This window comes from Methylocella sp., from assembly GCF_044226135.1.
Lineage (GTDB): Bacteria > Pseudomonadota > Alphaproteobacteria > Rhizobiales > Beijerinckiaceae > Methylocapsa.
In genome coordinates this window covers 42,235-55,476 of sequence record NZ_JBGAHM010000010.1, presented here as the reverse complement: position 1 = coordinate 55,476, position 13,242 = coordinate 42,235, and the positions used below count along the sequence as shown (strand labels likewise).

Sequence of the window (13,242 nt, the reverse complement as noted above, 5' to 3'; positions counted from 1 at the left end):
CCGGGCGGTCGCGACGGCCAGTTTTCAAGATGACGGCCCTGCTCAAAGGAGCTGACAATGGATCGAGGCGACGACTACGGCCTTCGCGTGACGCGACGGCGGATCCTGAAGGGCGGCGGCGCGCTCGGCGCGCTTCTTGGCGCGGGCGCGCCATGGGCGTTCGCCGCGGGCGAGATCAATCTCGGTTTTTCAGGGGGGCCGAGCCTGCGCCCGACGACCGGCGCCTTTCCGCAAAAAGGCGAGATGATTCTTCAACGCACGCGGCCGCCGCTGCTCGAAACGCCTTTTTCAGTGTTCAACCAGGGCGTGTTCACGCCGAACGACCAGTTCTTCGTGCGCTGGCACTGGAGCGCGATCCCGCCCGTGGTCGATCCAGCCGTCTTCCGCCTCGCCGTGTCGGGGCATGTCGAAACCCCGCTGAGCCTGTCGCTTGACGACCTCCTCGCCATGCCGCGTTTCGAGATCGCCGCCGTCAACCAGTGCTCGGGCAATTCGCGCGGAAGGTTTTCGCCGCGCGTGCCGGGCGCCCAATGGGGCGACGGCGCGATGGGCAACGCCCGCTGGCTCGGGGTCAGGCTCACGGACGTGCTCGACAAGGCCGGAGTCAGGGCGGGCGCGCAGCGCGTGCGTTTCGGCGGCCTCGACGAGGCCACGGTCGAAGGCGCGCCGAAATTCAAGAAATCGATCCCCGTCGATCGCGCCCGAGACGGCGAGACGATGATCGCCTTCGCCATGAACGGCGAGCCGCTGCCCTTCCTCAACGGCTATCCGCTTCGCCTCGTCGTGCCGGGCTGGTACTCGACCTATTGGGTCAAGATGCTGAACACGATCGAGGTTCTCGACGGGCCGGACGACAATTTCTGGACCGCCAAGGCCTATATGATCCCCGACACGCCAGGCGCGGACGTGACGCCCGGACAGACCGGCTTCAAGACGGTTCCAATCAGCCGCATGGCTCCGCGGTCCTTCCTCACCAATTTCAAGGACGGGGACGCCGTCCCGGCCAATCGGCCGACGCTGTTGCGCGGCTTCGCCTTCGGCGGCGACAGCGGCGTAAAATCGGTCGACGTGTCTCTCGACGGCGCCAGCTGGCGCCCCGCCGCGCTCGAACGCGACGAAGGCGCCTACAGCTTCCGGCGCTGGTCGGCGACGATCGCGCCGCCGGCGGGCAAGGTCGCCGTCATGGTCCGCTGCGTCAACGCCGACGGGATCGCGCAGCCGATGACGGCGAACTGGAACCCGGGCGGCTTCATGCGCAACGTCGTCGAAACGACGCGCCTCAACGCCACGGTGGCCTGAACGCTTTCGCGCTCCGGCCGATTCCGACGAGGACATTCGCCATGCCCGCCACGCCGAACGCCGTTCCCCAAGCCCTCGCCGTCGCCGCCGTCCTTCTCATCGCGCCAGCCGCGGCGGCTCTGGACTTCAAGCGCGTCGAGGTCGCCCTGCCAGCCGATCGCATGTCCTTCCCGCCGGGCGCGGGACAGGAGGCGATCGCCGGCGGCTGCCTCGCGTGCCATTCCGCCGAGATGATCCTCAATCAGCCGCCGACGGCGCGCCAGGGGTGGGACGCGACCATCCACAAGATGATCAACGTCTACAAGGCGCCGGTCGACGAAAAGGACATCCCCGCCATTCTCGACTACCTCGTCGCGCTGAAACGCGCGGATTGACGTGTCGCGCGCTTTGGCGCCGTCTCCCGACGACCGCGCCGGCGCGGTCGCCGGGAGACGGCTGCCCCGGCCGTGGCGCGGCGCGCGCCTCACTCATAACAGCGCCTTATAGCGACATTGAATGAAACGATTTTACTCGGTCGCCGAATTAGGGCGCCCTGTAGAGCGCATAAGAACACCAGCGGAGAAAAACGCCAATGACGGTATCGGCATCTTCGGGCGCGGCGCCTCCGGCGCCGGCCCGCGTCGGCGCAGTCGAGCTGCGCCACAACGAAGGCATTCTCGCGGGAGAACATACGGTCACCGCCGCGGGCCATGTCATTCCCTTCAAGCAGGCGCTGATGGTGGCGCTCGCGGCGGGCCTCGGCTACGGCTTCGACGCCTACGCCGTGAACATCTTCGGCATGTTGAGCCCGATCATCGCCAAGGAACTCGACATCAGCGTCAAGATGATTGGCGTCATCGGATCTCTCTTCCTTGTCGGCTACACCATCGGCACGGTCGCCTTCGGCTATCTCGCCGACAAGATCGGACGGCGCAACTCGCTGCGCTTCTCCATCCTTCTGTACGGCACCACGACGGTGCTCGGCGGCTTCGTCAGCAATCTCGGCGCGGTGACCGGCCTGCGCTTCCTCACCGGCGTCGGCGGCGCCGGCGAGCTCGCCGTCGGCGCGCCCTACACCGCCGAGATGTGGCCGCCCAAACACCGCGCGGTCGGCACCGGCGGCATCATGTTCGGGCTCTATTCGCTCGGCTACATCGTCGCCGCGCTGGTCGCGCTCACCGTCGTCCCGACCTACGGCTGGCGCGCCGCCTTCATCTTCGCCGCCGTGCCTGCGCTTGGCGTGTTGTGGCTGCGCAGCGCCGTCGACGACTCGCCGCGCTTCAAGGAGGCCCAGGAAGAGATGGAGCGGATGATCGCGCTCGACAGCGTGAAGCATCCGCGCGTGAGCATCTGGTCGATCCCCGGGGCGTGGCGGCGCATCACGGTCGGCTGGCTGCTCTATGTCGCCAACACATGCGGCTATTGGGGGATCACCTATTTCCTCACCACCTTCATGATCCACAAGTTCCATGTGACGGCGATCGAGGCGGTGTTCTACGCGATGCTGTTCTACGTCGCGCAGTTCTTCCTGTCCTTCTTCGGCACCTGGCTGTCCGACGTGATCGGCCGCAGGCCGGCGGGCATTCTCGGCGCGCTCATCATGATCGCCTGCACGGTGCTTGCGACCACGGCGACGACGCTGAACGCTTTCCTCGTCTTCGGCGCGCTGATGGTCGGCATGCTCGGCTGGCTGTGGGGCGTCGGCGACACCTATCTCAGCGAATTCTTCCGCACCTCGCTGCGCGGCACGGGCTTCGGCATCATGGTCGGCGGCGGGCGTCTCGTTTCGATCCTCGCGCCGGTCGCGGTCGGCTGGGGCATCGCTGAATTCGGCCCGACCGGCCCGTTCCTGGCGACCGCCGGACTGTGGCTGCTGACCATCGCCGGCTATCTCATGGGGCCGGAGACGGCGCGCCGCGAGCTTGAAGAGGTGCAGCTCTGAACGGCCGCAGCGCCCAGGCGGGACGAGCCCGCCCGGCGGACAGACAGGCCGCGGCGCTCAGATCGGCGCCGCGGCCAGACGGGCCGCGACCTTGAGGCAAAGCAGCAGGCCCGTTCCGATCAGCATGAGCGCGACGGCGCGGCGCAGACGTTCGGGGCGGACCTCCTGCGCCATCCGTGCGCCGGCCAAAGCGCCCGAACCCAGCCCGAGGGCGATGAGCCCGGCGAGCGGCAAGTCGATCGAGCCGGTCGCGAAATTGCCCGCGCTCGCCAGAAGGGCGATCGGAATCTGGATCGTCTGCGCGAGCCCGACCGCCGTCAACGGCTCGACGCCGAGCCAGAGCAGGACCGGCATCAGGACGACGGGGCCGCTCGTCCCGGTGAGCGCGGACAGAAAGCCGGCGACCGCCCCGATGGCGAGGCCGGACCGGCCGCCGAGACGCCGTCCCCCACGCGCCTTCGGCGCTGCCGGACGGCGCATGGCGTAAAGGCCCGAAAGAATCGCCGCCGCGGCGATGAGCGCCTCAAGCACGGCCGGCGACGCCAGCCTGGCCGCGAAAGCGCCGAGCGCGGCGGCGGGCGCCGAGCCGATCCAGAGCGGCCGGGCCTCGCGCCAGTCGACCGCGCCGCGCCGCGCGAACGTCACGGCGCCGACGACCCCGGCGACGACATAGGCGCCCATCGAGGCGGCGATCGCCGTCTGGACCGGAACGCCTGAAAACTGCGTCAGGGACGGGACGAGCAGGACGCCGCCGACGCCGACCGAACCGATCAGGACGCCGCAGCCAAGCCCGACGAGGATCGTGGAAAGCATGAGGTTTCTCCGCGCCGTCATGACCCCTGAAACGCCGGCGCCGATCCCGCTGGAATGGGCGAGCCGCGTCGGGTAATTTGACCAAAATAAAAGCGAGCCCCCGCAGAAAACCCGCGCGGCGCGCAAGAGCCGTTTCCGGCGGCGGGCGACAGGGCGGAAGCGATGTACTTCAGACAGCTCAAATATCTGGTGGCCATCATCGAAGAAGGGCACTTCGGCCGGGCCGCCGCCAAATGCAACGCCACGCAGCCGAGTCTGTCGAACGGCATCAAGCAGCTCGAACTCGAGCTTGGCGTTCCGATCTTCCTGCGCGGACGCGGCCAGCGCCTGCAGGGCCTGACCGCCGAAGGCGAACGGATCGCGCGATGGGCGCGTCTCATCATCTCCCATTGCGAAGCGATGAAGGACGAGATCGACGACATGCAGGGCGACCTGCACGGCAATCTGCGCATCGGCGCGATGTCGTCCATCTCGCCTGTCCTGCCCTACATCCTGCAACTGATGCGCTCGAGCTACCCGAACGTCCGCGTCGACGTGCGCTTCATCGGCCATGACGCCATCAGGACGGGCCTCGACAATTTCTCGCTCGACGTGGCGATGGCCTACATGGACACCGGCAGCATCGGCCGGCGCAACATGCTGCCGATCTACACGGAGTCGCTGAGCCTGCTCGTGCCCGACGTCGCCGACTTCGCCGGCCGGACGACGATCAGCTGGGAGGAGGCCGCGCTGCTGCCGCTCGGCCTGCTGCGGTCCTCGGCGCACGAACGCCAGTTCATCGACGACGTGTTCCTGTCGGCGACGGGGCGGACGCCGACGCCGAAGGTCGAGTCGGAGTCGATCCTTCACCTGATGTTCCAGGTGCAATACACCGAGCTGTGCACCATCATCCCGTCCCACTTCACCCGAATGCCGGGCCTGCATCCTGGAACGCGGGCGCTCGAACTCGTCGCGCCGACGCCGAGCCGCGAGGTCGGGCTGTTCTGGGCCGAGGCCGAGACGATGATGCCGATGGCCGGCGTCGTCGTCTCGATCATCAAGAAGCTCAACAAGACGAACGAGCTTCGTCGGCTTCTCGAAAGCTCGCGCGCGGGGCCGGTCGAATCCGTGCGGCTGCGCTGAACGCAGGCGCGCTTCAAGGCCGCGCCGGCGCGGGAAGAGGAGGCGCGCGGCGCCGGTTTACAGTCGCGTCGCGAGCGCGGCCGCGTCCCTCGCCTGGTTCGCCAGCGCCTCGGCGATCTGCGCGATCGAACGCGTCCGCAACGTCTGCCGCGTCAGCGGCAGCGATCGCTCGACGAGCGCGGCGCGCTGCGCGTCGGCGCCGGCCGAGCGGATGAACAGCGTCGGGGCGGAAAGGCTGTCGCGGGCGAGCGACAGGCCGATGCGCAGCACGGTCTTCGCGCCGCCCGAGGCCCCTTCGACCGGAAGATCGAACCCCGTCTCGAACCGCTCCGGCCAGACCGCAAGGCCGGGGGGCGGAGCCGCCTGCCGCGTCCCGTCGACGGCGTCGGCGAGCAGGGCGGTCTGAACGGCGTCGAGCACCTGCGCGCCGCGCTGCTGGATGCGCGCGATGGCCTCGAGCTCGCTCTTGCAGCTTTCGGCGGAATAGCGAATTTCGTCGCCGTCGCGCATCCGCGCGATCCGGTAGGGCAAGGATTTGGAAAAGGCGGCGCGGTCGACGCCCCGGTGATAGGTTTCGATCAGGATCCAGGCCTCGACCTCGGCCGACGATCTGCCTTCGAGATCGAGGCTGTGCGGCGAGGGCGCGCCGTGTTCGGTGAACTGGAGGATAAGTTCGGGCAGACGAAGCTCGACGCGCAGGCCGTCAGCGAACGGAGGCGTCGTCACTGCGCTTCTCGATGCGTCCCAGAGGAGCGGCGGCTCGTCCCGCCCGGCCTCTCCCGCGTAGCTTCGGGCGAGGCGCGCCAGCCACTGAATGGCGTTATGGGCTTCAATCTTCGCCTCGTCGAGCGCGCCCATGTCGAGAGTGTCCGCGAAGGCCATCGAACCGTCCATTCCCGTTCCTCCCGACGCACGCCGCCGCGTCATCTCTTTTGCTTTGAAAACAAAATCTTATTTGTTTTTAGCGAAGGTACGGGCGCGCTCGCGCCAAAACAAATTCTTTTCCTTTATGGCGTCATTGACGCGGCCTCATCACGAACCCCGGGCGCCGGGGCGGCGCGAAACAAAAAGGGCGGGATGCGAAAGAGCCCGCCGGCCTCCTTCGCATCCCGCCCGAATCGACTGAAGCCCAATTCGCCCTGAGCAACTGACTCCGGCGCGACTTCTGATCGACCGGGATGTTTCAACCGGTCGGAAAGCGCGCTAGAGGCGCGTCAGGCCGCTCAGGCTCTGCGCCGCCGCGTCGAAGAAGGACGCGCCGACGTCGGGATTGAAATAGACGGCGCGCGCCGCGACGATGACGAGGACCAGGGTCCAGAAAACCATGATCCCGAGACCGGAAATCCCGTCGCGCCATGCCGGTCGGGCTCCCGCCGCGTCGGGAAGCCGCTCTCCGAAAGGTTCGAACCGAATATTATACATGATGTTCACGTTTTAATATGGATTCAACAGTAAATATATGGCACATCAAAAATTAGCACGCAAGCGCGTAGATTATTACATAATAACATATTATTAATGTATATAAGGGCCGCGGCCGTCAACGCGTGCTTCGCTGAGGCCGGCGCGGCGTCAGAAAAAGCGCGCGACATCGGCGGCCGGGAAGGCTGCGCGTGAAAATTTCAGATGGCCGAAGGGCGTGCGGGCCGGTTCAGGGGGACGAAAAGACCTGAAGCGCCGTGAGTTTATCGTCCGCGGCGCCCTGCGACACATAAGCCTCTAGCGCAAAGGCCATGGCTTTTGCGCGCGGCAGGTCAAGAGGTCGAAGCGGAAGAACAGAATGAAGCTGCGCCGTGGCGACGATGTAATAAGCGGCGATCACGGAAAGAATGAGCCAGCTTTTAGGGTTGGAAACGGGCATTGCAGCCAAGCTCTTCTGACGGTGCATTGTGCATCGCACAAAGGTTTGGCGCGGTCAAGAATGGCGTCAATGCCTGGCGCCCGCTCAGTCTCGAAGCGTCAGGCGAGCGTGACCGCGGCGCCAGTCGCCGGGCTCGATCCCTTTCCCGATCGCCTCGTGGCGGAGACGCAGGGCTCGCCCGCCCATCGAAGAGCGGCTCCACGCGGTTCGCCGCGGACGACGTCGTCAGCCTCTTTATCCCATCCATCGACCCTGCGGAGAATCGCGCCGTCCGGGGTCGGGCTTTTGCGGCGCGCCGGCGAAGCGGAGGCGGCTCCGGGCGCGCAGGCGCCGGACAGCCGGTTTGCTGCGCCGCTCAACCCCGTGCGCGGCTTCCGTCAGCGTTTGCGCCAAGGAGCGGCGGCCGGGCCGCCCGCCGTCGCCAGATCCGCGCGCCTTTCATTATGGCCCGCCGCGCGAAGCTCATGCGCGCGACAGCGTCGCGCGGTCCTGCGGCGCGGAAAAGTCGATCGCCGGGCCGACGGGGACGAGCCCGGTCGGATTGATGGTCAGGTGGCTTTCATAATAATGCCGTTTGACATGGTCCGGCCTGAACGTCGAGGCGACGGCGTCGAGCGTATGAAGGTCGCGCACATAGGCCCAGAGACTGGGATAGTCCGCGATGCGGCGCACGTTGCACTTGAAATGCCCGACATAGACGATGTCGAAGCGCAGCAGCGTCGTGAGAAGGCGGATGTCGGCTTCGGTGAGGCGGTCGCCGCACAGATAACGCCGGTCCTCAAGCCTCTTCTCGAGAAAGTCGAGCGTCTCGAACAGCGGGCCGATCGCCTCCTCATAGGCGCCTTGCGAGGTCGCGAAGCCGGCGCGATAGACGCCGTTGTTGACGGTCGGATAGATGCGCGCGTTGAGCGCGTCGATCTCGTCGCGAAGGTCGGCCGGATAATAATCGCCCGCCGCTGCGCCGACGCCGTCGAAGGCCGAATTGAACATGCGCACGATCTCGGAGGATTCGGTCGAGACGATCGTCTTTTTCTTCTTGTCCCAGAGCGTCGGCACGGTGACGCGCCCGCTGTAGCGCGGCGCCGCCGCGACATAGACCTCATAAAGACGGCCTGCCCCGAGGTTCGGGTCGCCGATCACCCCGTCGGCCGGGTCGAAGGTCAGCCCGTTCTCGCGCATCAGCCAGTTGACGATCGACAGGCCGACCATGTCCTCGAGCCCCTTCAGCTTGCGCAGGATCAGGGTTCGATGCGCCCAGGGGCAGAAATAGGCGGCGTAGAGATGATAGCGCCCGGGCTCGGCCGAAAAACCGCCTTCCCCGCTCGGCCCCGGCGCGCCGTCGGGCGTGATCCAGTTGCGGAATTTGGCGGCGTCGCGCTCGAAGCGCCCGCCATGGCTCGCGGTGTCGTACCATTGATCGCGCCATACGCCGTCGACCAGCAATCCCATGACGCGCCCCTTTGGCTTGCGACGATTCTGCGTCCCGCGCGCGCCTTGCTCCGGCGGCGCGGGCGTCCTATGCCTCAGGCGGCCGGCGCCGACCACGCGCCGCAGCGAGAGTTTGCGCATGATCTGGCCTCTTTATCCCAAAGCCAAGCCGTCTTCGGAGATTTCGGGCGAAGCCGGCTCCGGCCGCCTGACGCTCGCGACCCGCATGCGCCGCAACCGCAAGGCTGACTGGACGCGCCGGCTCGTGCGCGAAAACGCGCTGACCTCGGACGACCTCATCTGGCCGATCTTCGTGCGTGACGGCGCGGGCGTGCGCGAACCGGTGCCGTCCCTGCCCGGCGTCGAGCGCATGAGCGTCGATCTTGCGGTCGAGAGCGCGCAGGAGGCGTTTTCGCTCGGCGTGCCGGCGATCGCGGTCTTCCCCTATACCGATCCCGCCCTGCGCGACGAAACCGGCCGCGAGGCGCTCAACCCCGAAAACCTCGTCTGCCGCACGCTGCGCGCCGTCCGCGAGAAGGCGCCCGGGCTCGGCCTCGTCGCCGACGTCGCGCTCGACCCCTACACCAGCCATGGCCATGACGGGCTGATGCGCGGCGAGGAGATCCTCAACGACGAGACGGTCGAGGTTCTAGCCCGTCAGGCGCTCAACCAGGCGCGCGCCGGCGCCGACATGATCGCCCCGTCCGACATGATGGACGGGCGCGTCGGCGCGATCCGCCGCGCGCTCGACGCCGAAGGCTTCAAAAACGTCCAGGTGCTCGCCTACGCCGCGAAATTCGCCTCGGCCTTCTACGGCCCGTTCCGCGACGCGGTCGGCACCTCGAAGACGCTGCTGGGCGACAAGCGCACCTATCAGATGGACCCGGCGAACGGCGACGAAGCCCTGCGCGAGGTCGCGCTCGACCTCGAGGAGGGCGCAGACATCGTCATGGTGAAGCCCGGCATGCCCTATCTCGACGTGATCTGGCGGGTGAAGGAGCGCTTTGGCGTGCCGACCTTCGCCTATCAGGTGTCGGGCGAATACGCCATGATCGAGGGCGCGGCCCGCAACGGCTGGCTCGACGGCGACCGCGCCATGATGGAGAGCCTGATGGCCTTCAAGCGCGCCGGCGCCGACGCCGTGCTGACCTATTTCGCCCCGCGCGCGGCGCGACTCCTGCGGGCCGGCTGAAGCCCAAATTCCGCCCCGCGCCGGGCGGCGTCGTGTCACAAGCGTCGCGGCGAAAAGCGTCGCGCAAGGAGCAATGATGGCCGTCAGGATTTTCGCCGCGCTGGCTCTTCTGGGACTGATCGTCGCGGCGCCCGCAGGCGCGCGGGCGCAGGGGCTCTTTTCGGAGTTCGCCGAAGGCCCGTGCGGCGCGCCCTATGTCGGCCAGGACCGCGACAATTATCCCTGCGGCAAGACCCGCAAGCCCGTCTGCCAGCGCGACACCGGGCGCTGCCAGTGCCTTGAGCGGCGCGAATGCGGCGCGAAGCAGGACGAAGGCTGGTAGCCGCGCCGGCCGTCGCTTGCGCGAACCTTGCGCATGCGCTCTTGCGAAAAGAACAAAACAAGATCATATTCGCTGGCGCGACGTCGTGGGGCGGATGAAACGCGCGTGGGGTCGATCGCCATGCGCGGGTCTGAACAGCGGGGATTGCGGGGGCGGCCCGCCAGGACGCGCGGCGTTCTGCGGCCCGCGTGCGAAACTGGGCGGAATTTTTCGATTCGGACCGGCGCTTCGCGCCGCAGGACAGGCCTGAATGACCTCGATCGACCAGCTCGCCGACCGCCAGACCCCGTTTCGCGGGCCGCCCGCGCCCGAGCGCGCCTTCCGCCTCGCCCCTCACAATCTTGAAGCCGAACAGGCGCTGCTCGGCGCCATTCTCGTCAACAACGACGCCTTCGACCGCGTCTCCGACTTTCTCAAGCCCGAGCATTTCTCCGAAGAGGCGCACCGCCGCATCTACGACACCGCCTCGCAGCTCATCCGCATGGGCAAGATCGCTTCGCCGATCACCCTGAAAACCTTTCTCGGCGAGCAGGAGCTCGCCGGAACGCCGATCGCCCATTATCTCGTCCGTCTCGCCGCCGAGGCGACGACCGTCATCAACGCCGAGGATTTCGGCCGCACGATCCACGACCTCGCCGTGCGCCGCGACCTCATCCTCATCGGCGAGGACATCGTCAATTCGGCCTATGACGCGCCCGTCGGCGCGTCGCCGCGCGACCAGATCGAGGAGGCCGAGCGCAAGCTTTATTCCGTCGCCGAGCAGGGCCGCTACGAAGGCGGCTTCCAGCGTTTTTCGGACGCGCTCGCGACCGCGGTCGACATGGCCGCCAGGGCTTTCGAGCGCGACGGGCAGCTTTCGGGCATCGCGACCGGCCTCGTCGACCTCGACCGGCAGATGGGCGGGCTGCAGTCGTCCGACCTCATCATCGTCGCCGGGCGCCCCGGCATGGGCAAGACCGCGCTCGCCACCAACATCGCCTTCAACGTCGCGAAGGCCTATGAATTCCGCGCCAGGCCCGACGGCGCCCATGAGACGGTCAACGGCGGCGTGGTCGGCTTCTTCTCGCTCGAAATGTCGGCCGAGCAGCTCGCCACCCGCGTCATCGCCGAACAGTCGGCGGTCGCCTCCTACAAGATCCGGCGCGGCGACATGACCGAATCCGAGTTCCACCGCATCGTCGACGCGGCGCGGATCATGCAGCAGATCCCGCTCTACATCGATCAGACCGGCGGCCTCTCGATCGCCCAGCTCACGGCGCGCGCGCGACGGCTGAAGCGCCAGCGCGGCCTCGATCTTCTGGTCGTGGACTATCTCCAGCTGCTCGGCGGCTCCAAGTCGCGGTCCGACAGCCGCGTGCAGGAGGTGACCGAGATCACCACCGGCCTCAAGGCGCTGGCGAAGGAGCTCAACGTGCCGGTGATGGCGCTGTCGCAGCTCTCGCGCCAGGTTGAATCGCGCGACGACAAGCGTCCGCAGCTTTCTGACCTGCGCGAATCGGGCTCGATCGAGCAGGACGCCGACGTGGTGATGTTCGTGTTCCGTGAAGAATATTACCTCAACAACCGCCAGCCGCGCGAAGGCACGGAAGAATTCCTGACCTGGCAGACCGACATGGAGCGGGTGCATGGCAAGGCGGAAGTCATCATCGGCAAGCAGCGCCACGGCCCGACCGGCACGGTCGAGCTCGCCTTCGAGGCCGAGATGACCCGCTTCGGCAATCTCGCCCGGGAAGACGCCCTGCCCGAGCGCCACCTCTGACGCCAGACGCCGCAAAGCGCGGCGCGCGAGCTTGAATGGCAAAAACCTCAGTGTCTTTCTTCTGCCAGAACTGCGGCGCCGTCACGCGCCGCTGGCAGGGCCGGTGCGAAGCCTGCGGCGAATGGAACACCATCGTCGAGGAGGCCGCCGCCTCCGGCATCGGCGCGCAGGCGGCGCAGGGCGCGCGCAAGGGCCGCGTGTTCGATCTTTCACGGCTCGGCGACGCCGAGCGCCCCGCCCCGCCCCGCATTACAACGGGCCTCGCCGAACTCGACCGCGTCACCGGCGGCGGCTTCGTCCCGGGCTCGGCCCTGCTGCTCGGCGGCGAGCCCGGCATCGGCAAGTCGACGCTGCTCATCCAGGCCTGCGCGGCCCTCGCCGCCAAGCGCAGGCGCGTCGTCTACATCTCGGGCGAGGAGGCGGTCGATCAGGTGCGCCTGCGCGCGGCCCGGCTCGGCCTTTCCGGCGCGCCGGTCGAACTCGCCGCCGAAACCAGCGTCGAGGACATCGTCGCCACGCTGTCGCGCGGCGAGCGGCCCTCCCTCGTCGTGATCGATTCGATCCAGACCATGTGGACGAGCCTGATCGAATCGACGCCCGGCACGGTGTCGCAGGTGCGTGGCGCGGCGCAGGCGCTGATCCGTTTCGCCAAGACGAGCGGCGCGGCGGTCATTCTCGTCGGCCATGTGACCAAGGACGGCCAGATCGCCGGGCCGCGCGTCGTCGAGCATATGGTCGACGCCGTGCTGTCCTTTGAAGGCGACAACGGCCGCGGGCTGCGTCTGCTGCGCGGGGTCAAGAACCGTTTCGGCCCGACCGACGAGATCGGCGTGTTCGAAATGACCGGCCAAGGCCTGCAGGAGGTCGCCAATCCCTCCTCGCTGTTTCTGTCGGCGCGCGACGAGGCCGCGCCGGGCGCCGCCGTCTTCGCCGGCATGGAGGGGTCGCGGCCGCTGCTGATCGAGTTTCAGGCGCTCGTCGCGCCAAGCCCGCTCGGCACGCCGCGCCGGGCGGTGGTCGGCTGGGACGCCTCGCGCCTCGCCATGATCGTCGCCGTGCTCGAGACGCATGCGGGCGTCAAGCTCAGTCAGTATGACATCTATCTCTCCGTCGCCGGCGGGCTGCGCGTCGGCGAGCCCGCGGCCGACCTCGCGGCGGCGGCGGCGCTCGTCTCCTCGCTCAGCACGATCGCGCTTCCGGCCGACGCCGTCTATTTTGGAGAGATCGCGCTGTCGGGGGCGATTCGTCCGGTCGCGCATGCGGGCGCGCGGCTCAAGGAGGCGGCCAAGCTCGGATTCCGCTCAGCCACGGCGCCGCAGGCGGCCGGCGAGCGCGACGGCGCGGTCCGGGACCTCGACCTGCGCCCGCTGCGGCATATCTCGGGCCTCGCCGCCGACATCGGCGCGAAGCCGCCACGGCGCGCCGCGGACGGCCGCCCGCCGCCGTCCGCGGCGCGAGGCCTGCGCGAAGCTTGAGCGCGCCGTTCAGCCACGGTCCTGGCGTCGTCTTTAAAGGTGACGGAGTT

The 13,242-nt window shown here is 67.8% G+C and carries 13 protein-coding genes; 8 read left to right on the top strand and 5 right to left on the bottom strand.

Translation table 11 applies throughout. The annotated features are described in order from the left end of the window. The first annotated feature begins 57 nt into the window (after window positions 1-57). From ACILRB_RS06900 to ACILRB_RS06890, 3 genes are all read left to right on the top strand, one after another. The gene (locus ACILRB_RS06900; RefSeq protein ID WP_395665560.1) at window positions 58-1,299 is read left to right on the top strand and encodes a molybdopterin-dependent oxidoreductase; all 1,242 of its coding nucleotides are present in this window, start codon (window positions 58-60) and stop codon (window positions 1,297-1,299) included. A gap of 41 nt (window positions 1,300-1,340) precedes the next feature. After that, window positions 1,341-1,673 (top strand): cytochrome c, encoded by a 333-nt coding sequence (locus ACILRB_RS06895; protein ID WP_395665559.1) that lies wholly within the window; start codon window positions 1,341-1,343, stop codon window positions 1,671-1,673. A 197-nt stretch (window positions 1,674-1,870) separates the two neighbouring features. Beyond that, entirely contained in the window at window positions 1,871-3,220 is a 1,350-nt protein-coding gene (locus ACILRB_RS06890) for an MFS transporter (protein ID WP_395665558.1), read from the top strand. A 57-nt stretch (window positions 3,221-3,277) separates the two neighbouring features. Here ACILRB_RS06890 and ACILRB_RS06885 read toward each other — a convergent pair whose 3' ends face one another. Continuing rightward, window positions 3,278-4,033 (bottom strand): sulfite exporter TauE/SafE family protein, encoded by a 756-nt coding sequence (locus ACILRB_RS06885; protein WP_395665557.1) that lies wholly within the window; start codon window positions 4,031-4,033, stop codon window positions 3,278-3,280. Between the two features lie 162 nt (window positions 4,034-4,195). On the opposite strand from ACILRB_RS06885, the gene ACILRB_RS06880 reads away from it, so the two are divergent. Next, window positions 4,196-5,155 carry a LysR substrate-binding domain-containing protein gene (locus ACILRB_RS06880; RefSeq protein ID WP_395665556.1) on the top strand — a complete coding sequence of 320 codons (960 nt, stop codon included), beginning with the start codon at window positions 4,196-4,198 and terminating at the stop codon, window positions 5,153-5,155. A 57-nt stretch (window positions 5,156-5,212) separates the two neighbouring features. On the opposite strand, the gene ACILRB_RS06875 is transcribed toward ACILRB_RS06880, so the two are convergent. The 4 genes from ACILRB_RS06875 to ACILRB_RS06860 form a co-directional block, all read right to left on the bottom strand. Then, window positions 5,213-6,049, bottom strand: coding sequence for a hypothetical protein (locus ACILRB_RS06875; protein ID WP_395665555.1), 837 nt, complete (start codon window positions 6,047-6,049; stop codon window positions 5,213-5,215). 309 nt (window positions 6,050-6,358) lie between these two features. Beyond that, complete coding sequence (locus ACILRB_RS06870; RefSeq protein WP_395665554.1) at window positions 6,359-6,481, bottom strand: hypothetical protein; 123 nt, start codon at window positions 6,479-6,481, stop codon at window positions 6,359-6,361. Window positions 6,482-6,806: 325 nt separating this feature from the next. Further along, window positions 6,807-7,016 carry a hypothetical protein gene (locus ACILRB_RS06865; protein WP_395665553.1) on the bottom strand — a complete coding sequence of 70 codons (210 nt, stop codon included), beginning with the start codon at window positions 7,014-7,016 and terminating at the stop codon, window positions 6,807-6,809. 462 nt (window positions 7,017-7,478) lie between these two features. After that, window positions 7,479-8,465: a glutathione S-transferase family protein gene (locus ACILRB_RS06860; RefSeq protein ID WP_395665552.1), complete on the bottom strand. Its 987-nt coding sequence runs from the start codon at window positions 8,463-8,465 to the stop codon at window positions 7,479-7,481. Between the two features lie 118 nt (window positions 8,466-8,583). On the opposite strand from ACILRB_RS06860, the gene hemB reads away from it, so the two are divergent. The 4 genes from hemB (at window position 8,584) to radA (ending at window position 13,192) form a co-directional block, all read left to right on the top strand. Further along, the gene (gene hemB / locus ACILRB_RS06855; RefSeq protein ID WP_395665551.1) at window positions 8,584-9,636 is read left to right on the top strand and encodes a porphobilinogen synthase; all 1,053 of its coding nucleotides are present in this window, start codon (window positions 8,584-8,586) and stop codon (window positions 9,634-9,636) included. 76 nt (window positions 9,637-9,712) lie between these two features. Next, window positions 9,713-9,958, top strand: a complete 246-nt coding sequence (locus ACILRB_RS06850) for a hypothetical protein (RefSeq protein WP_395665550.1) — start codon at window positions 9,713-9,715, stop codon at window positions 9,956-9,958. Between the two features lie 250 nt (window positions 9,959-10,208). After that, entirely contained in the window at window positions 10,209-11,717 is a 1,509-nt protein-coding gene (locus ACILRB_RS06845; protein ID WP_395665549.1) for a replicative DNA helicase, read from the top strand. 35 nt (window positions 11,718-11,752) lie between these two features. Beyond that, the gene (gene radA / locus ACILRB_RS06840) at window positions 11,753-13,192 is read left to right on the top strand and encodes a DNA repair protein RadA (protein ID WP_395665548.1); all 1,440 of its coding nucleotides are present in this window, start codon (window positions 11,753-11,755) and stop codon (window positions 13,190-13,192) included. Window positions 13,193-13,242: the final 50 nt, after the last annotated feature.

Excerpts from the sequence above, each read along its gene's own strand:
- ACILRB_RS06860 (WP_395665552.1), bottom strand. The coding sequence starts at position 8,465 with ATGGGATTGCTGGTCGACGGCGTATGGCGCGATCAATGGTACGACACC.
- ACILRB_RS06875 (WP_395665555.1), bottom strand. The coding sequence starts at position 6,049 with ATGGACGGTTCGATGGCCTTCGCGGACACTCTCGACATGGGCGCGCTC.
- ACILRB_RS06900 (WP_395665560.1), top strand. The coding sequence starts at position 58 with ATGGATCGAGGCGACGACTACGGCCTTCGCGTGACGCGACGGCGGATC.
- hemB (WP_395665551.1), top strand. The coding sequence starts at position 8,584 with ATGATCTGGCCTCTTTATCCCAAAGCCAAGCCGTCTTCGGAGATTTCG.
- ACILRB_RS06850 (WP_395665550.1), top strand. The coding sequence starts at position 9,713 with ATGGCCGTCAGGATTTTCGCCGCGCTGGCTCTTCTGGGACTGATCGTC.
- ACILRB_RS06845 (WP_395665549.1), top strand. The coding sequence starts at position 10,209 with ATGACCTCGATCGACCAGCTCGCCGACCGCCAGACCCCGTTTCGCGGG.
- ACILRB_RS06895 (WP_395665559.1), top strand. The coding sequence starts at position 1,341 with ATGCCCGCCACGCCGAACGCCGTTCCCCAAGCCCTCGCCGTCGCCGCC.
- ACILRB_RS06870 (WP_395665554.1), bottom strand. The coding sequence starts at position 6,481 with ATGGTTTTCTGGACCCTGGTCCTCGTCATCGTCGCGGCGCGCGCCGTC.
- ACILRB_RS06880 (WP_395665556.1), top strand. The coding sequence starts at position 4,196 with ATGTACTTCAGACAGCTCAAATATCTGGTGGCCATCATCGAAGAAGGG.
- ACILRB_RS06865 (WP_395665553.1), bottom strand. The coding sequence starts at position 7,016 with ATGCCCGTTTCCAACCCTAAAAGCTGGCTCATTCTTTCCGTGATCGCC.
- radA (WP_395665548.1), top strand. The coding sequence starts at position 11,753 with ATGGCAAAAACCTCAGTGTCTTTCTTCTGCCAGAACTGCGGCGCCGTC.
- ACILRB_RS06885 (WP_395665557.1), bottom strand. The coding sequence starts at position 4,033 with ATGCTTTCCACGATCCTCGTCGGGCTTGGCTGCGGCGTCCTGATCGGT.
- ACILRB_RS06890 (WP_395665558.1), top strand. The coding sequence starts at position 1,871 with ATGACGGTATCGGCATCTTCGGGCGCGGCGCCTCCGGCGCCGGCCCGC.